The sequence below is a fragment of the Algoriphagus sp. genome, assembly GCF_024305035.1.
Taxonomy (GTDB): Bacteria; Bacteroidota; Bacteroidia; order Cytophagales; family Cyclobacteriaceae; genus Algoriphagus.
In genome coordinates this window covers 86,298-104,611 of the sequence record NZ_JAMWZB010000009.1, presented here as the reverse complement: position 1 = coordinate 104,611, position 18,314 = coordinate 86,298, and the positions used below count along the sequence as shown (strand labels likewise).

The window sequence follows — 18,314 nt, the reverse complement described above, 5'->3', positions numbered from 1 at the left end:
GCCTGGAGTTGATGGCGTCAACCGTCCGAAATGTTTTCTTCAAACTCGCTTTTGCATGATCTCAATTTGCCGGTATTGAGGATAAAGTTGTTCAAAATCTAGAGTATAGCTTAGAACTTGCTCGAACCCGTTTTTCTCATAAAATCGCTTGGCCTGGGGTTTGCAAGACATGGCCTCCAACCAGATATATTCCAACTGGGCTGTTTTGGCGACTTGTGTGCAGTGCTCGAGTAACAAGCTCGCCACCCCTTTGCCATGGGTGGAAGGGTCCAAGTAAAGCCGGTGGAGTTTCATGGCATTGGAAATGTCGATTACCCGAGGCGAAAAGGGGAAATCATATTTTAATATTCCCACTTTTTCCTTTTTCCATTCCACAAAAAAATAATTTGTTCTGCTTCTGGTAAGCTCCTTTTTCACATTCTCCTCATGGTAAATTAAATCCACATACCAATTGCCACCATCTTCCCAAAATTCCGCATAAGCGGCCTTGTAGATGCGGTTCATCAGTTGATAAAGAAGTGCTGAATCCGATGGGGTGATCGTTGTCAGTTGAAGGTGTTCAGAAAGGGTGATCATGGGCTAAAATTGGAGAAATTGAGGAAATAAAAAAACGGGTATAGCGATTTGGAAGGAAAGAATAAGGGGAAGGCTTCAGCCTGAATTCGGGTGGTGGCCATAAAAGAAAAAACCTCCGATTGCTGTCATTAGGCAGGTCTCGGAGGTTTTGGTTTAGCTAAACCCTTGGGCAAGGTTTTAACGTTTATTTTCTTGCTAAGGCTCGTTTTACGGCCTTAACGATATTTTCGGCATTCAAGCCGTATTTTTCCAACAATTCGGTCGGTGTTCCAGACTCCCCAAAGCTGTCATTAACCGCTACATATTCTAAGGGTGCAGGGTTATTTCTGATCAAGGTCTGGGCAATGCTATCCCCCAAACCCCCGTTGATTTGATGCTCTTCGGCAGCTACCGCACAGCCTGTCTTTTTTACTGACTCCAAGATTGCCTCTTCATCTAAAGGTTTGATCGTATGAATATTGATTACCTCGGCAGAAATCCCTTCCTGTCGAAGCATGGCTTCTGCGACAACGGCTTCCCAAACCAAATGGCCGGTGGCGAAAATGGAGACGTCTTTTCCATCGATCATTTTCCAGGCCTTTCCGATCTCAAATTTCTGATCCGAAGGGGTGAAGATCGGCCAGCTTGGACGACCAAAACGCAAGTAGACCGGACCTTCGTATTCGGCAATCGCCAAAGTCGCCGCTTTGGTTTGATTGTAGTCACAAGGGTTGATCACGGTCATATGGGGCAGCATTTTCATCATACCCATGTCCTCAAGGATCTGATGAGTGGCCCCATCTTCCCCTAAGGTCAAGCCTGCGTGAGAGGCACAGATTTTGACATTTTTGTCGGAATACGCCACCGATTGGCGGATCTGATCATAAACCCGACCGGTGGAGAAATTGGCGAACGTTCCGGTAAAAGGAATTTTTCCGGAGGTGGCCATCCCCGCTGCTAAACCAATCATATTGGCTTCGGCGATTCCGGTCTGGAAAAAACGCTCGGGAAATTCCTTTTGGAAAGCCCCCATTTTTAGCGAACCGATCAAGTCGGCACAGAGTCCGACAACATTGGGGTTTCTACGCCCGGCTTCCAGCAATCCGTCACCAAATCCGGATCGGGTATCTTTTTTTTCTGTATAGTTGAATTTTAAATCTAAGCTCATGATGTTCTGTTGGATGGATTAATAATCACCGAGGGTTTCAGGGAGTTGTCCCAGGGCATTGGCAAGCTGCTCATCGTTGGGAGCAACGCCGTGCCATTTGTGGGTGCCGACCATAAAGTCCACCCCGTAGCCCATTTCGGTGTAAAGAAGGTTGAGAACGGGTTTGCCTTTTCCGGCTAGGGATTTGGCTTTGTTCAAGCCTTCCAAAACCGATTCCATCTCATTTCCTTTTTTGATTTCATTGACTTCCCATCCAAAAGCTTCCCACTTTCCTTTGAGATTTTTTAAATCCATCACCTCATGGGTAGGACCGTCGATCTGCTGTCCATTGTAATCAATCGTGGCAATGAGATTATCCACTCCATAGTGAGCGGCATACATGGCTGCCTCCCAAACTTGTCCTTCTTGCTGCTCACCGTCTCCCATCAGGCAATAAACCAGGCGATCATCCCCATTTAGTTTTTTGACTTGAGCCGCACCAATCGCGACAGAAAGTCCCTGTCCAAGTGACCCGGATGCAATACGGATTCCTGGCAGGTTTTCCTCAGTTGCCGGATGACCCTGAAGTCTGGAGTTGAGTTTGCGGAAGGTTTTCATTTCCTGAATCGGAAAATATCCTGAACGGGAAAGGACAGAATACCAAACCGGAGAAATGTGCCCATTGGATAGGAAAAAGAGGTCCTCGCCTTTTCCTTCCATTTGGAAAGCAGCATTGTGATTCATCTGATCAAAATACAGGGCGACAAAAAACTCGGTGCAACCCAAGGAAGCCCCGGGGTGACCTGAATTGACCGCATGTACCATCCGGAGGATGTCTCTGCGTACCTGAGAACAGATGGATTGGAGTTGTTCGATTGATTTTTTTTCCATTACGGAGGATTTATTTGAGAATTTGTGCTGTGTGTTCTTTGGTTTTAACTTTTTCGATGATCTCGGCAATTTTTCCTTCTTCATCGATTACAAAAGTGGTGCGGGCTGTGCCCATGTACTTTCGGCCGTACATGGATTTTTCTACCCAAGTGCCGTAAAGTTCGTGTACTTTTTTATCCTCATCGGCAATCAGAGAAAAAGGTAATTCCTGCTTTTCGATGAATTTTTGATGCGATTTTTCCGAATCCGAACTGATCCCCAAAACCACATATCCCGCTTTTTGCAAGTCCTGGTAATTGTCCCGAAGGTTACAGGCCTGAGCCGTGCAGCCGGGAGTGTTGTCTTTGGGGTAAAAATAAAGAATGACTTTTTTTCCTTTGAAATCAGAAAGCTTGATGGTTTCTCCTGTTTCAATTTTTGCTTCGAAATCTGGGGCCAGTTGGCCAACTTCTACTGACATAAAATTTTATTTTTGGTGGAACAAATTAACTGATGGTCCCTTTCCATTCGGCAACGTTGCCTGCCTGATCAGTGACCTTGAGTATAACCGGTCCTTTGAAGGCTTGTTTATCCAACTTTTCGGACCAAATCAGGGCGCGTTTGTGTTCATAGCGCATCAACACCCATTTTCCATCTACCCAGGCCTCAAAAGACTGAATGCCTGACAAATTATCCGTAATGGTAAAACGGATCTCAGTGGAATTTACCCGAACAGGCCGGATGGTCGGTTGGGTCTGATCTTCAGCCAGTACAAAAGTACCAAAATTTCTGGTTTTGAAGCGGATATTTCCATCTTCCCATGTCCCGCCCACAAAGGAGCGTCGTTCCCGATTTCCCAGTTGATAGACATGGGTTTTTTGCCGGTTACCGCTGTATCCTGAGACATCCCAAAGGACTTCAATCGGCGCAAAAAGATGCTCATTGGGAGTATTGATTTCCAGTCGTGGGGCAGTCATACTTCCCCTGTCAGCGACCCGAAGGTAGAGATCTTCCAGCAGGCTATTTTCTTCAAAATGAAGTTGGATTCCTCTTTTTGCAAATAATTTTTCCTGCCCCAAAGGAATGAAGGCATGGACGTTGGGAATCACAACTTCTGAGCAGATGTCTACCTCTTCGGGAATTCCAAATCGCATATCCCAGAGGTAAGTCCGGCTTTGGGCATCCTGGTAGGCGGGTAACATCTCAAAAGAATGAGCTCCGAGGTAAAATTTCGCCAATCCTCCTTCGGCAGCTAGTGGGGCTTTAATTTTGAGAATATTTCCCAAGTACTCCACTTTGGCTCGAGCTGGGGCGGCTCCATCAGCGACCTGATGGGCAGCATCTTTTCCTTTCAGGGAAAAACTGATTTCGCGGCTATTATTATAGGCGTCTTTAAGCAGGAGCCTATAGTTTTTTTCTTCCTTCGGAGCTAAATTCAAATAACCCGTACCGACCTGATTTGGACTTAGGTAATCAAATTTTAACTCTGGTTGATGGTAAAGTTTGGTAAAGCGGTTTTGATGGGTATGAAGTAAAAACTGTCGGGTGAAGTTAAAATCCACTTGATCCACTAGCAGGCGGAGAAGGGTACTGTCTTCCTCGATTAATTCGAAATAAGGAAAGCCATTCCGGTTTGGGGCCCCATCCAGCTGATCAAATCCACGGAATTCCAGCCCAACCGGACCGGTGATTTCAATGGGAGTGGGAACTCGATAATTGGCTCCGTTCGGAGTAGGGGTGATTTCCAAGCGCTGAAATTTCCCATTGATCCGAGAATCGATTTCCAAGGGAACAAAGGCGATGCTTTGAGGAGTGGGGGCGAGCCGATCTAAAACTTCCGGGAATCCAAAAAGCAGGGGATCCAACGCTCGATCCAGACTGTCTCGGATTTCAAAGTGTAAATGGGGTCCTCCCGAACTCCCGGAGTTTCCTCCATCGGCAATCCGTTCTCCTTGTTTAACCGGGAGTTCACCGGGTTCAGGGTAGACTTCCAATTCATTTACCTGTCGATCGTACATTTTTTCAATCAGGTACTGTTGAAGTTCCGGATTAAAATTCCTCAAATGACCATACAGGGTGATGTGTCCTGAAGGATGCTTCAGATAGATGACATTGCCATAGCCATAGGTGGAGATTTTAATTCGATGAACCCAACCGTCAGCTGCGGCATAAATGGGTTCCCCTTCTACGCCTCCAAACTTGTAATCCAAGCCTGTGTGGAAATGGTTGGGGCGAAGTTCGGCAAAATTTCCAGACAGGAAATTTCTCCCACCAGGTTTGACAGGGGAACGAAAATAATTTGGAATGATTCCCTGGGAGAAAACCTGAACAGAAAGTAAACAGCAAGCCAAAAAGGGGAGAATAAACTTACTTAACCTCAAAATCCAGTAATTTTTGAGTCCCGATAAATCCTTCCAAGTGATCTCCAATATGGACCGGACCCACGCCCGCCGGAGTGCCGGTATAGATTAAGTCCCCTTTCTTCAAGGTGAAAAATTCAGACACGTATTCAATTAGGGTACTAAAGTCAAAAAGCATAAGACGGGTATTTCCCCTCTGTCTCTCTTCTCCATTGATTCGCAGGTGAAAATCAATGTTATTTAATTCTTTCAATTCAGAAACCGGAAGAAATTCTCCTAAAGGCGCTGAGCCATTAAAGGCTTTGGCGATTTCCCAAGGTAAGCCCTTAGCTTTACATTGATCTTGAAGGTCCCGGGCGGTAAAATCAATTCCCAACCCGATCTGCTCAAAATAGCGATGGGCAAATTCTTTTTGAATGTATTTGCCTTCCTTACTGATCTTGAGCACCAATTCTACTTCGTGGTGGATGTTTTTTGAAAAATCCGGGTAATAAAACGCGGCACCATTTTTCAGGACTGCGGTATCGGGTTTTAAAAAGACTACGGGATTCCCCGGCGTTTCGTTTTTGAGTTCTTCAATATGTGCGGCATAATTGCGGCCGATGCAGATGATTTTCATAGATATTGAGCGTTTTTGGAAGGTGATTCCTAAGGCTTTCCACTCGTGAAATTAACCATATCCGATGCAAAAAAGTGAACTTGAGGACGAAAGCCTGATTTTTTTCTCTCAGTGGCTCCGAGCAGTTTACTTCTAGCTCCTGTCACTAATCGTTTAATTCTGATAAATTTTTAGCACTTCTTGTAAAAGTTTATCGGTCCATTGGCTATAGACTAATCCGGAAGGGTGAAGCTGATCTTCCACAACCATTTCAGGAAGGCCTCCGATTTGACGGTATTGTTCGGTGATTTCAATAAAGGCTACTCCATACTTTCGACAAACTTCCTTTTTTGCTGCGTTGAATGCGTCGATTTGGGATTTGACCTGATCAATATCCGAACCCTTTTCAGCGGCGAAGGGAGTAACTCCCCAATCGGGAATGGAGAGCACAAAAACATGATTGGGTAGATTGCCAGCAAATCCAATGGCACGCAATAGCATCTGTTCAAATTCGGATTCGAATTCCTCCACTGATCTGCCTCGATACTGATTATTCACCCCGATTAGCAAGGTGACCAAATTATAGGGCTCCCCAGTGGGTGCTGCGTCTAAAATTCCTTCTTCCAGCTCTTCCACCGTCCATCCGGTTTTGGCAATGATTTCAGGTTCAGACCAGGTTCGCTCCATGGAGGCATTCAGTTGGCGTACCAATTGATTCGGGTATCGCTCAGCTTCCGAGACTCCTTCTCCAATCGTGTAGCTATCTCCTAGGGCTAAATACGTAAGTGGTCGATCTTGCATGTCTTCGGGTGCGATTGAGGAATTTGACTGGGGAGTACCACAGGCAAAGACCAGTGTTAGGAGAAATGGAATAAAAAGAGTTGCGATCATGAATGGAATAGGTCTTGAATGAGTTGAATACTGCCTTGATCGGCGTTGAGCTGGACCAAAGCCCCATTGGGAATAATAAATTGTTTGGGAATATGGCCGATCATTGCGCCTGAATAGGCGGGAATTCCCAAAGGAAGAACATAATCGTCTAACACCTGATCGACGGTGAGAGATCCGTATCCTCCACCCGGACTGCAATCCGAACATTGACCAAAAACAAATCCAGCAATGACATCTAAGGTACCGTTTAATTTTAAGGTACTCATCATCCGGTCAATTCGGTAGGGATCTTCGCCGATATCTTCGATGTACAAAATGGCCTCCTTGAAATCCGGATAATACGGCGTGCCACTCAGAGCAGTGAGAACGGTCAGATTTCCTCCCAGTAGTCTTCCACTTGCCTGACCTGGAGTCAGGGTTTGAATCCGATTGGCCTTGATCACCAAATCGCCCGTGTCGGTTTGTTCATTTTGATAAAGTACTTGGGATTGATCAAAAAATACCTGTTCAAATTGCTTGACATTGAATTTATTCCAACTGCCTGTTCCATTGGGGCCATGAAAGGAAATTAAACCTGTTTGAGAATAAATTGCGCAGTGTAAGGCAGTAATATCCGAATAGCCCAAGAGTGGCTTTGGATTAGTTCGGATCAAATCGTAATCGAGTAAGGGCAGGATTCTAGCTGCACCCGATCCCCCTCGAATACAAACGATGGCCTTCACATCGGGATCGGCAAACATTGCATTGAGATCTGCGGCTCTTTCTTGATCGGTACCCGCCAAATGTCCCCGGCGATTTTTGAGATGGGCCCCCGGTTTTACTTGAAATCCCAAGGCTTCCAATGCCTCTTTGGCAAAAGTGAATTCCATCCGGTCCGCAGTAGCTGCAGATGGGCTAATCAGGCCTACGGTATCTCCCTTTTGAATAGGATTGGGAAGGATCGTAGCTTGGGGATGACTTATTTTTTGGCGATCAAAAGCTAGAAACGGAAGTGCGGCTCCTGCAATTCCCAAGCTTTTTAAAAAGGTTCGTTTGTTCATGAGATTTGGTTTGGAGGAATGAAATTAATGCTTTTCCCTTTCTGGGGAAAGAAAGATAAAAAGCTTACTTCCCTAATTTAACAAAAAAAGGGCCGATTTGGCCCCTTTAAAAACTAGGAAGTAACCACAGGTCAGTAGGGTTTAGGTGGATAGGATTTTGGCTACCCGGAAATCATCCTCATCCACTTCCTTATCATCGACAATTGCCCGTTTGATTGGGGTATAGACCACCTTGTGATTGATCAGACCCGCCATAACATCATATTTTCCTTGAAGTAGGCCTTCAACTGCCGATACCCCAAGTTTGGAGGCCAACAGTCGATCGTAGGAGCTCGGAGCCCCGCCTCGCTGTAAGTGACCCAATATGGTGACTTTGATATCGTAATAGGGAAGGTGTTTTTTAACCTTTTCGGCAATTTCAGCCGCACCCCCACTTTTCCCCCCTTCGGCTACAATTACAATATTGGAGGCTTTTTTGGCTTTGGTTCGGACCCGGAGTTTTTCCACGAGCTCTTCGATGGCCATTTTTTTCTCCGGGATCAAAATCGCAGCAGCCGCAGAACCTATTCCGGCATTGATGGCAATAAAGCCGGCATCTCTTCCCATCACTTCCACGAAAAAGAGCCGGTCATGAGAGGTGGCCGTATCTCGAATCTTATCAATGGCTTCGATGGCCGTATTGCAGGCGGTATCAAAACCAATGGTTGCATCGGTTCCCGACAGGTCATTGTCAATGGTTCCGGGAAGTCCCACTGCCGGGATTCCAAACTCTTTGTAGAACAAGTGGGCTCCGGTCAACGAACCATCCCCTCCGATAACAATCAGGGCATCAATGCCGTGAGACCGAAGGTTAGTATAGGCTTTTTGTCTTCCTTCAGGGGTACGAAACTCTGCACTTCGGGCAGATTTGAGAAAGGTTCCCCCACGTTCCAACACATGGGCAATGTCTCCAGAATGGAGTTTCTTAATGTCATTTTGAATCAATCCTTCATAGCCGCGGTAGATTCCGTACATCTCCAGATTGTAGTAAAAACCGGCTCTTACCGCCGCACGAATGGCGGCGTTCATTCCGGGGGAATCTCCACCCGAAGTCAAAACTCCGATTTTTTTGATGGTTTTCAGTTCCATTTTTTAGGTTTGAGTGAGGGCTTGAAACATAAGATCTGCCGAGGCAGGATTGGTCGCCAGTGGAATATTGTGTACATCACAGATCCGCATCAGCATTTGCACATCCGGTTCATGGGGGTGCTTGTCCAAAGGATCTCTGAAAAAGACCACCATGTCCAGTTCTTTCTGGGCAGCCATGGCAGCGATTTGAGCATCTCCACCGACAGGTCCAGATAGCAATCGCTCCACTTCAAATCCAGCTTTTTGGATATGTGAACCCGTAGTCCCTGTGGCCACCAAATTAATGTCGACCTGAAGGAGGCGATCTTTGAATCCACTTAAAAAATGCACCATATCGGCTTTTTTTCCGTCATGTGCGATTAGGGCGATTTTCATGAATAGCTATCTAATAGGTTGAGGCCAAAGTTAGGAAAAAATCCTTTTCCCGAAATTTATGTTTGAGTATAAAAACGAAACATTGGAATCATTTTGCTTGAATTTATTCTTTTGCCAGTCCAATTAATTTTTGATCTGTTCTAATTTAAGAAGAAAAGCATATTCCAAGGCAAGTTCCTTCAGGGCAGTGAAACGTCCTGAGGCCCCCCCATGTCCGGCTTCCATATTGGTATGAAGGAGTAGGAGATGTTGATCGGTTTTGTGTTCTCTGAGTTTGGCTACCCATTTGGTGGGTTCCCAATATTGCACCTGGGAGTCATGCAGTCCAGAGGTCACCAGGATATGGGGATAATTTTTTTTCTCCACATTGTCGTAGGGGGAGTAGGAAAGCATGTATTCGTAATATTCCTTATTCTTCGGGTTTCCCCATTCATTGAATTCCCCGGTAGTCAAAGGAATGCTTTCATCCAGCATGGTGGTGACTACATCCACAAAGGGTACGGCTGCAATCACCCCATGAAAGAGCTCCGGCTGCATATTTAGAACCGCTCCCATCAACAGCCCACCCGCACTTCCTCCCATGGCATAGAGGTGTTGGGCTTGGGTATACTGTTGCTGAATGAGGTGTTTGGCACAAGCGATAAAATCAAGGAAGGTGTTTTTCTTCTTTAAAAGTTTCCCCTCTTCGTACCAATGCCGGCCCAGATCCTCTCCTCCTCGGATATGTGCGATGGCAAAGACAAAACCGCGATCCAATAAACTTAGCCGGCTGCTGGAAAAATAGGCATCCATGCTGAATCCATAGGAGCCATATGCATAAAGTAACAGCGGGTTACTGCCATTAGCTTGAAACAAGTCTTTTTTATATACCAGCGAAATGGGTACCCGTGTCTCATCTTCGGCTTTGGCCCAGATTCTGGCTGATTCATAGTCGGATTCAGTATAACCTCCTACGATTTCCTGTTGCTTGAGTAGTTTTCGCTCTCTGGTGTGCATGTGATAATCATAGACCGAGGAAGGTTTGACCAGCGAATTGTATCCAAACCGCAACCAGGGGGTATTAAATTCTGGATTAGTGCTGATCCAGGTGGTGTAGGTTTCTTCTTCGAAAGCCAATTGATGTCCGGCACTTCCGTCCCAAGGTTTGATCAGAATTTGTGTGAGGCCATTACTGCGCTCTTGGCTGACAAAAAAGTCTTTAAACAGATCAAAATCCTCAAGTAATACCTCTTGCCTATGGGGAATGAAATCTTCCCAATTTTCCATTCCGGGGTTTTCAATGGGGGCTTTGACTACCTTGAAATTTTTTGCCTGATGATTGGTTCGTATCCAAAAATGATCTCCATAGTGATCAGCGGCATATTCCAGATGGGGTATTCGTGCTTGCAGAAGTTGAAATCCCTGAGCGGGATCAGAAGCCCTTGCAAAACGAATTTCTGAAGAAATGGTGCTTTCGCTATGGATGAGGATAAATTCCTCAGACTTGGTTTTATGAACCTGGCAGGTAAACTCCTCATCCTTTTCTTCATAAACCAAAACATCTTTTTCAAATGAACTGCCTAGTTGATGTTGGTAGATTTGATGGGATCGGAGCGTGTGGGGATCTTGTTTGGAATAAAAAAGCGTCAGGCTATCGGCAGCCCAGACTACATTTCCGGTCATGGCTGGAATGGTTTCTTCCAGGGTTTCTCCGCTGATTAGATTTTTAAAATGGATGGTGTAAATCCTTCTTCCTACCTCGTCCACCGGATAAGCAATCCAGTTCAGATCTGGACTACTGGCGATTCCTGCTACCTGAAAATAGCTTTTGTCTTTAGCCAATTGGTTGACATCCAGTAAAATTTCTTCGGGGTTTTCCAGGTTTCCACGTTTGCGGCAAAAAATGGGGTATTCTCCTCCTTTTTCATACCTGCTGTACCAATAATACCCATATTTGAGGTAGGGAACACTTTGATCATCTTCCTTCATTCGCCCCTTCATTTCTTGAAAAAGCTTTTCCTGAAGGGGTTCGGTATCCTTCATTTTGAATGTGAGGTAATCGTTTTCCTGTTGAAGGTAGTCGATGACCTCGGGGTTTTCCCGATCGTTCATCCAATAATAGGGATCATTGCGACGATGTCCGTGAAATTCTATACTATGGTCTCGCTTGATTGCTTTGGGAGCTTGCATGTCGTTGAATAAAATTTGGCTGCAATGTTAATCAAATTCATCGGGCGCAGGTTCCTTCCCAAGGGATTTCTGTTTTTTTTATCCCGCTTTAGGTCCAATTCAGGGGCTGCATATTGCAATCATGAAAATTTAGTGAAATATTGATCTATTAAATTTCACCATCAACCTCAACACTTATGGGAATGTTAAAAGAGTTTAAGGAATTTGCCGTCAAAGGTAATGTCATCGACTTGGCAGTCGGTGTGATCATTGGTGCTGCTTTTGGGAAAATTGTCAGCTCCTTGGTCAATGATGTAATCATGCCGCCGATTGGATTGGCCCTGGGCGGAATGGACTTCAAAAAATTGGCCCTGACACTTAAAGAGGCAGAAGTCAATGCAGCCGGAGAAGTGGCTGTGGCTGCTGTAACGCTCAATTACGGGATGTTTATTCAAAATGTAATTGACTTTGTTATTGTGGCTTTTGTGATTTTTATTGCCATTAAAGGGGTAAATAAAATGAACCGCAAACAAGAAAAGAAAGAGGCGGCTGCACCCCCTCCTGCACCTCCCAAGTCGGAGGTTTTACTTGAAGAAATTCGGGATTTACTGAAAAAGTAATCCTATAGTAACCAAAAAAGGTCCTCTTGGGGACCTTTTTTAGTTCTGATGTTCACCTTTCTGTTGGTGGGCTATTAATTATCCGAGGATCGTCGCTGTCGATTGCGCTGATAGATCATTCGGGTGAAGTCCCTGGCGATTCCGTTCAGTTTCATGATTTGCGGATAGCTGATTACTTCGGAGACCTGCTTGACAAATTTCTCTTCCTCATCAATCATTTTTCGCTGGATGGCAAAGCGTTTTTCCAAGGCTTTTTTGGCTTCCTGCTCACTGAGTGAAGGGGCATCCCTCCGAGGATAAAGTCCGGCCATTTCTTTTAAATTAGTTTCCCGTTTTTCGGTATAGGCATTGTAAATCGGCCAGAATTTCTCGGCCTGATCGGGACTTAATTCCAGTCGACTGGTGATAAAGGCGATTCGTGCTGCCTGCAGTCGCTCAGGATCAAAATCTTGTTGGCCACTGCGCTGAGCAAAGCCCGTGATGACGGTGAGTAGAAAAACAGAAAGGAATAGGTGTAGTTTTCTCATGGGGTTTGGGGGATTTCGGATTCTTGATCCCAAAGGATATCGGCATAAGGAAGTTCTTCTTCAATGATTTCATCGAGAATTTCTTCCGGATTTTCGCTCATTCCCAATACTTCTTCGGCCGTCCAATAATTGGATTCAAGGTATAAGTTTACTTCTTCCTCCAGGGCGAGAAGCTCATTTTCGGGTGAATTGGGGTAAAACAAGTATGTGCCTACCGAAAGGAAAATCAAAACGGCAGCCGCCCATTTGACCCAAGCATAATCGGGCTTGGGTTCTAATTTTTGAAGGATCTGATCGGGTAAGGATTCAAAATATCCTTCAGGACTTGAAAAGGGCTTAAGTTTTACAAATTGTTGCTTCATTGTAGGTTAGACTTCATTGAGTAAAGAAGGTTTATTCGTTTTTGAGGAATTCTTCAATTTTTTTCACCGCTAGGTGATAGCTGGCCTTGAGGGCACCTACACTGGTTTGGGTGATTTGGGCCATTTGTTCGTAGGTGAGCTCCTCCTGATACTTGAGGTGAAAAACCAATCGCTGCTTGTCGGGTAATTTGAGCAGGGCTTTCTCAAGTTTGTATTCGATTTCTTCTGTGGTGGGCATGCCCGGTTGATCCAGATAGCTTTCCAATTTTTGCTGGTGATCATCGAGGGCAAAGAAAAACCGTTTTTTCTTCTTTTCCAGAAAGGTCAGGGTTTCATTGGTCGCAATGCGATAAAGCCAGGTAAACAAAGTGGAATTTTCCTGAAATTTATCGATATTCTTGAAGGCTTTGATAAAGGTGTTTTGGGTAAGGTCATCGGCGTCTTCATGAATCAACACCATTCTTCGGATCACTTGATAAACCCGTTGTTGATAACGCTGAATCAGTTGGCGATACCCCATATCCTGTGTGGATTTTTGACGGATTAACCGGAGGATATCTTGGTCGGAAATCTGATTCATGGAGTATTAGACCAATGCGGTGATTCAAGGTTTAGTGGCAAATGGGTAATTTGATCAGAAAATTTCCAGATTTAGGACAGCACTGATGCTTTTGAGTCCCAGCCCTATGGTGATCAACAGGATACTCAGCGATAGGAGCGTAACCCAAGCCGGGTTTTTGTGGGTTTTCATCCAGATTTTTTGATTGGCGAGCCAAATCAACCAACCTGATATCAGGGGCAACAAAAGGCCATTGGCCAGTTGGGCCAAGGCGATCAACTCAGCAGGTTTGATCCCCAACGAAGCAAAAACCAACCCCATTCCGACCACCAGGCCGATGGAGAGTCGCATGGGCACGGAGTGGGTTTGTTGGTTCCAGCCCATGATTCCACAAATTACCAGACCGGCAGCCAAGGGAGCCGTAATGGAAGAGGTGAGACCTGCGGCCAATAATCCAAAGCCCATCAAATATCTTCCAAAACTGCCAAATACCAGATCCAGCCCCATGGCAATATCCTGGGCAGAATGGATTTGCTCACTTTTATTAACCGAACCTACGATTAAAATCGCCATGGAGACCAACCCCCCTAACAGGACCGAAAGCACGATATCTCTTCGCATCCAGTGGATCCCCGCTGGACTTTTCCATTTATTTTTGACTAAGGAAGCATACAAAAATAAATTGTAGGGAACGACGGTGGTTCCGATTAAAGCCACCAAGGTGGTTGTTTGCTCAACCGATAGGCTGGGGACAAAACCGTTTAAAACCGCCGTCCAGTCAGGTTGCACCAATACCGCAGTGAAGAGGAAGGCCATAGACATGAGAATCACTAATCCCACCAACACGCGTTCTAACACCTGGAAATTCCCTAAAATCAATAGGAAAAAGGCAAGAGCCCCGATTAGAAAATTTCCAGATTGAATCTGTCCTATTCCTAAGCTTAGGGTAGGACTATCCCAAAAAACCGCTAATCCCAACTGTGCCCCGGTAATATTACCCGATTCATAGGCGGTGTTTCCCAAAACGATGGCCAGGAGAACCAGGATCATCTGAAGAATTTTAAGCAGGGGAGAGTGCGTTTGACTTCGTAGCAATTGAGCCAAATCTTTTCCGGTGGCCAATCCAATTCTTCCGGCAGTCTCTTGAAGAACTACGGTGGCCAGGATGGAAAGGAGCAGTCCCCAAATTAAGGAAAAGCCAAATTGATATCCGGCCAGCGTGCAGACCATCACGGTACCCGGACCGATGAAGGCCGCTGCTATAATTGGTCCTGGGCCGATGTTTTGGAAGAGATTTCGGATGCTCAAGGGATAGTTTTTTGACAAAATAGTGTTTTGGGTAGAATATTTGTTATTTCAGGAGTTATCTCTTTGATAACAACTCTTTGGATATGAACTGGCTTAGTAAAACTCTGAAAATTCTCGCTTCTTTGCTGCTTGCATTTGTGTTTTTTTTGGCTCTACTCTACCGAAGCGATATTTCAAAGGAAGAAATAATTCAGAAATACAGCTATCCGGAGTCGCATTTTATCGAGGTGGACGGGATGAATCTCCACGTACGGTTTATGGGTGAAGGTGACCCTATTTTTCTAATTCACGGAAGCTTTTCTTCCTTGCATACCTGGGATGAATGGCAGCGGGAATTGAGCCCTTATTTTATGACCATTTCGGTGGATTTACCGGGGCATGGCCTGACCGGACCAGATGAACTCAAGCGCTATACGGTGGAAGATTATGGTCAGGTGATTTTACGTTTGGCTGAAAAACTCAATTTGCCCAGGTACCATATCGCAGGCAACTCCATGGGCGGGGCCGTGGCCCTTCAAGTGGCCAGTACTCGACCGGATCAGGTGCTTTCCTTGAATTTGATCAATTCCTCAGGAGCACCCCGGCCCATAAGCCGAAAATTGCCTTCCCAATCCGAATCCGAATCCCAGCAAACCTGGATTTTTCAACTGCTGGAACATCCTGTTTTTGCCAAAGTTCTGTTGAAATGCACGCCAAAGTTTCTTTTTTCCATGAACATGAAAGAGGTCTATGGTGATCCTGAGCGGATTAAAGCCGAATCGGTGGATCGTTATTTTGAGCTGATGCTTCGCGAAGGGAACCGGGAGGCTACCCTGGATCGGATTTCAGGAAAACAGAATTCTTCCATTCAATTTGATCGGTTGACGATGCCGACTCTGATTATGTGGGGAGATCTGGATCGGTGGATTCCTGTCCAGCAAGCTTTGGACTTTGAAAAAGAAATACCCGGATCCAATTTGATTATTTTCGAAGGAGTCGGGCACGTGCCGATGGAAGAAATTCCGACAAAATCTGTCGCAGAATACCTTTCTTTTTTAGGAGTGGAGGTGCGTAAAAACTACCTTCAGGCTCCAAATTACGTGAGTTATGACGATTGAAATTTTAGTAGCCTTGACTATCCTTCTTCAGGTGGGGATGATCATTCTTTTTATTAGTACTCAGCGAAAAGACCGGGATGGGGAATTGGTAATGCAACAAATTCAAGAACTTCGTCAGGAATTGGACCGGTCACTTGCGCTTGCCCGTAGAGAAAATCAAGATAACCTGAACGGACAGTTCCAGCTGGTTTTTCAATCCCTGCGAAGCAATTCCTTAGATCAAAAGGAGGCTTTAAAAAGTTTTGGAGAGCTTTTTAGGCAAAATGTGCAGGACTTCAATACCCTGCAGCGGGAAAAGCTCGGCGAGCTTAACCGCCGGCAGGAGGAGTTGATGAAATCCACTGAACTCAGGTTGGAAAAAATCAGGGAGACGGTGGATGAGAAATTACAGAAAACATTGGAAACCCGATTGGGGCAGTCTTTTGAAATGGTAAGCAATCAGCTCCAAGCGGTCCAAAAAGGACTGGGGGAAATGCAGCATCTGGCCAATGGAGTAGGGGATCTGAAGCGAGTACTTACCAATGTCAAAAGCCGGGGCGTGCTTGGAGAGTACCAACTTCAAGCCATTTTGGAAAATATATTGACAGCCGAGCAGTATGAACTCAATGCTGCGGTGGGAAAAGGAAATCGAGAGCGGGTCGAATTTGCCGTCAAAATGCCCGGTCAAGACCAGCCTATTTTATTGCCGATCGATTCAAAATTTCCTCAGGAATCCTATCTCCGCTTGGTTGATGCCTACGAATTGGCATCCAAACCGGAAATCAATCAACAGCGTGCCGAGCTGATTAAAGCGGTAAAAAAGGCAGCTCTGGATATTCGGGATAAGTATTTAAACCCACCGCTCACCACTGATTTTGCGATTTTATTTCTTCCGGTGGAAAGCCTCTATGCGGAAATTCTCCGGGAGCCGGGCTTGACACAGCAAATTCAGCAGGAATACAAAGTCGTGGTCACCGGACCGACGACGCTTTCGGCGATTTTGAATAGCCTGCAGATGGGCTTCCGCACCTTGGCCATTCAAAAGCGGAGTTCGGAAGTCTGGCAAATTTTAGGTGCCATTAAAACCGAATTCGGCAAATTTGGGGAACTGATTGAAAAGACCCAGCGTAAACTCAACGAGGCCAATTCGGAGTTGGATAAGCTTGTTGGGGTACGAACCCGTGTCATTCAACGAAAGCTAAAGGAAGTAGAGGAAATGCCCGATTTAGAAAGTAAGCGCCTGCTTGATGAACTGTAAATTTTGGGCCGAAAATTGAATTTTTTAAAAGTAGCTTTGTTACATTAGCCCTTAGGGGGGAAAAGTTTTTTGTTAAATCCTGATAACCAAAAGGAAAAGCACTTACTTTTGCGCCCTGATTAAAATTTCAGAAAGGAATTTATGGCCATGCACATTGTAATTGCAGGAGCCGGGGATATGGGATACCACCTGGCTGAGCAATTAAGCTACGATAATAAAGACATCACCCTCATCGATACCGAGCGCGAAGTATTGGACTACGTGTCCTCCAAACTAGATGTGTTGACGGTCTTGGGTGATGCGACTTCCATCGAGGTATTGCAACGCGCCAATGTGGACCATGCCAGTATGGTGTTGGCTGTGACCACCTCGGAGAAAACCAATATTGTGGCCGCGGTTCTAGCCAAACAACTCGGAGCCAAGCGGGTGATGGCTCGGGTCCGGAATCATTCTTACCTGCATGGCGATAACATCAAATACTTTGAAAACCTGGGGATAGATAATTTGATTTCTCCCACCATGCTTTGCAGTAGAGAGATTTTTAGTTTGATTCAGAATTCCAGTTTTACCGAGGTTTTTGATTTCGAAGGGGGAAAACTCAATGTAGTAGGGGTAACCTTGGACCAATCCAACCCACTGGTTAACCAGCGGATTATGGATATGAGTAGTAATCCGATTTTTGACGACGTGCGCATTATTGCCATTCTGCGGGATCAAAAAACCCTAATTCCACGCGGAAGTACCATTATCCGAAATCAGGATCATGTTTTCTTCATATCGACCAAAAAACACACTCAAAGTATTCTTCAGCTGATCGGTCAGGAGAAAAAGGAAATAAAAAATGTGATGATTATCGGCGGCGATGATATGGCGCTGACTACTGCCCTCAAGCTGGAAAATCACTATCGGGTCACGCTGGTCAATAAGGACAAGGATCGGTGCAAATGGCTGGCCGAGAACTTGCCCAATACCCTGGTCATCAATGGAGATTACAAGAATGTGGAACTGTTGGTTGAAGAAGGGCTGGAGCAAATGGATGCCTTCTTGGCACTGACAGATTCTTCAGAGACCAACATTATTACCAGTTTGACGGCAAAAAATCACGGAGTGTATAAAACGATTGCCCACGTGGATACCCGGGAATACATTCATATATCCCATAGTATCGGGGTGGATTCGCTGATAAATAAAAAATTGGTCGCTGCAAATGAGGTGTCTCGGTATTTGAGAAAAGGCGCGGTAGAGGCGGTTTCAGGAATTTATGGAGTGGATGCTGAATTTGTTCAATATTCGGTTTGCAAGACTAATCGACTAACCAAATACACGCTCAAAGATTTACATTTTCCTGATTCGGCAATCGTGGCAGGGGTTATTCGTGGCGAGGAAGTATTTATTCCCGATGGAGATTTCCAACTTCAGGTGGGCGACAAAGCCATCGTTCTGGCTTTGCCCCAGGCGAAGGGTTCTTTAGAAAAACTATTTCATTAAATCC

At 45.4% G+C, this 18,314-nt stretch carries 19 protein-coding genes; 4 read left to right on the top strand and 15 right to left on the bottom strand.

Features of this window, described 5'->3' with window-relative positions:
• Nucleotides 1–39: 39 nt before the first annotated feature.
• From Q0L00_RS06785 to Q0L00_RS06735, 11 genes are all read right to left on the bottom strand, one after another.
• Complete coding sequence (locus tag Q0L00_RS06785) at nt 40–576, bottom strand: GNAT family N-acetyltransferase (protein WP_297336117.1); 537 nt, start codon at nt 574–576, stop codon at nt 40–42.
• Nucleotides 577–760: 184 nt separating this feature from the next.
• Nucleotides 761–1,723 carry a transketolase C-terminal domain-containing protein gene (locus Q0L00_RS06780; RefSeq protein WP_297336116.1) on the bottom strand — a complete coding sequence of 321 codons (963 nt, stop codon included), beginning with the start codon at nt 1,721–1,723 and terminating at the stop codon, nt 761–763.
• Nucleotides 1,724–1,741: 18 nt separating this feature from the next.
• Nucleotides 1,742–2,593, bottom strand: coding sequence for a transketolase (locus tag Q0L00_RS06775; RefSeq protein ID WP_297336115.1), 852 nt, complete (start codon nt 2,591–2,593; stop codon nt 1,742–1,744).
• A 10-nt stretch (nt 2,594–2,603) separates the two neighbouring features.
• Nucleotides 2,604–3,053, bottom strand: a complete 450-nt coding sequence (bcp, locus tag Q0L00_RS06770) for a thioredoxin-dependent thiol peroxidase (RefSeq protein WP_297336114.1) — start codon at nt 3,051–3,053, stop codon at nt 2,604–2,606.
• 25 nt (nt 3,054–3,078) lie between these two features.
• Nucleotides 3,079–4,953 (bottom strand): M23 family metallopeptidase, encoded by a 1,875-nt coding sequence (locus tag Q0L00_RS06765; protein ID WP_297336113.1) that lies wholly within the window; start codon nt 4,951–4,953, stop codon nt 3,079–3,081.
• Entirely contained in the window at nt 4,940–5,551 is a 612-nt protein-coding gene (locus Q0L00_RS06760) for a fumarylacetoacetate hydrolase family protein (protein ID WP_297336112.1), read from the bottom strand. The genes Q0L00_RS06765 and Q0L00_RS06760 overlap by 14 nt, the downstream gene beginning before the upstream one ends.
• Nucleotides 5,552–5,704: 153 nt before the next feature.
• Entirely contained in the window at nt 5,705–6,421 is a 717-nt protein-coding gene (locus Q0L00_RS06755; protein ID WP_297336111.1) for a GDSL-type esterase/lipase family protein, read from the bottom strand.
• Nucleotides 6,418–7,461 carry an LD-carboxypeptidase gene (locus Q0L00_RS06750; protein ID WP_297336110.1) on the bottom strand — a complete coding sequence of 348 codons (1,044 nt, stop codon included), beginning with the start codon at nt 7,459–7,461 and terminating at the stop codon, nt 6,418–6,420. Before Q0L00_RS06750 ends, Q0L00_RS06755 begins: the two co-directional genes overlap by 4 nt.
• Nucleotides 7,462–7,602: 141 nt before the next feature.
• The gene (pfkA, locus tag Q0L00_RS06745) at nt 7,603–8,589 is read right to left on the bottom strand and encodes a 6-phosphofructokinase (protein ID WP_297336109.1); all 987 of its coding nucleotides are present in this window, start codon (nt 8,587–8,589) and stop codon (nt 7,603–7,605) included.
• 3 nt (nt 8,590–8,592) lie between these two features.
• Nucleotides 8,593–8,964 carry a methylglyoxal synthase gene (locus Q0L00_RS06740; RefSeq protein ID WP_297336108.1) on the bottom strand — a complete coding sequence of 124 codons (372 nt, stop codon included), beginning with the start codon at nt 8,962–8,964 and terminating at the stop codon, nt 8,593–8,595.
• 123 nt (nt 8,965–9,087) lie between these two features.
• Nucleotides 9,088–11,133, bottom strand: coding sequence for a S9 family peptidase (locus Q0L00_RS06735; protein ID WP_297336107.1), 2,046 nt, complete (start codon nt 11,131–11,133; stop codon nt 9,088–9,090).
• A gap of 176 nt (nt 11,134–11,309) precedes the next feature.
• Between Q0L00_RS06735 and mscL the strand changes: the two genes are divergently transcribed.
• Nucleotides 11,310–11,732, top strand: coding sequence for a large-conductance mechanosensitive channel protein MscL (gene mscL, locus Q0L00_RS06730; protein ID WP_297336106.1), 423 nt, complete (start codon nt 11,310–11,312; stop codon nt 11,730–11,732).
• Nucleotides 11,733–11,806: 74 nt separating this feature from the next.
• On the opposite strand, the gene Q0L00_RS06725 is transcribed toward mscL, so the two are convergent.
• From Q0L00_RS06725 to Q0L00_RS06710, 4 genes are read right to left on the bottom strand one after another with little or no spacing between them, the layout of a single operon-like run.
• Nucleotides 11,807–12,259, bottom strand: coding sequence for a hypothetical protein (locus tag Q0L00_RS06725; protein WP_297336105.1), 453 nt, complete (start codon nt 12,257–12,259; stop codon nt 11,807–11,809).
• Nucleotides 12,256–12,621, bottom strand: a complete 366-nt coding sequence (locus Q0L00_RS06720; protein ID WP_297336104.1) for a hypothetical protein — start codon at nt 12,619–12,621, stop codon at nt 12,256–12,258. The genes Q0L00_RS06725 and Q0L00_RS06720 overlap by 4 nt, the downstream gene beginning before the upstream one ends.
• 31 nt (nt 12,622–12,652) lie before the next feature.
• A complete protein-coding gene (locus Q0L00_RS06715; RefSeq protein ID WP_297336103.1) occupies nt 12,653–13,201 on the bottom strand; it encodes an RNA polymerase sigma factor in 549 nt (182 codons plus the stop codon).
• Between the two features lie 54 nt (nt 13,202–13,255).
• Nucleotides 13,256–14,506, bottom strand: coding sequence for an Nramp family divalent metal transporter (locus tag Q0L00_RS06710; RefSeq protein ID WP_297336102.1), 1,251 nt, complete (start codon nt 14,504–14,506; stop codon nt 13,256–13,258).
• A gap of 65 nt (nt 14,507–14,571) precedes the next feature.
• Here Q0L00_RS06710 and Q0L00_RS06705 point away from each other — a divergent pair, with 65 nt between their 5' ends.
• The 3 genes from Q0L00_RS06705 (at nt 14,572) to trkA (ending at nt 18,310) form a co-directional block, all read left to right on the top strand.
• On the top strand, nt 14,572–15,585 hold the full coding sequence (locus Q0L00_RS06705; protein WP_297336101.1) for an alpha/beta hydrolase: 1,014 nt from the start codon (nt 14,572–14,574) through the stop codon (nt 15,583–15,585).
• Nucleotides 15,575–16,822 (top strand): DNA recombination protein RmuC, encoded by a 1,248-nt coding sequence (locus Q0L00_RS06700; RefSeq protein WP_297336100.1) that lies wholly within the window; start codon nt 15,575–15,577, stop codon nt 16,820–16,822. The genes Q0L00_RS06705 and Q0L00_RS06700 overlap by 11 nt, the downstream gene beginning before the upstream one ends.
• Nucleotides 16,823–16,963: 141 nt before the next feature.
• Nucleotides 16,964–18,310 carry a Trk system potassium transporter TrkA gene (gene trkA / locus Q0L00_RS06695; protein WP_297336099.1) on the top strand — a complete coding sequence of 449 codons (1,347 nt, stop codon included), beginning with the start codon at nt 16,964–16,966 and terminating at the stop codon, nt 18,308–18,310.
• Nucleotides 18,311–18,314: the final 4 nt, after the last annotated feature.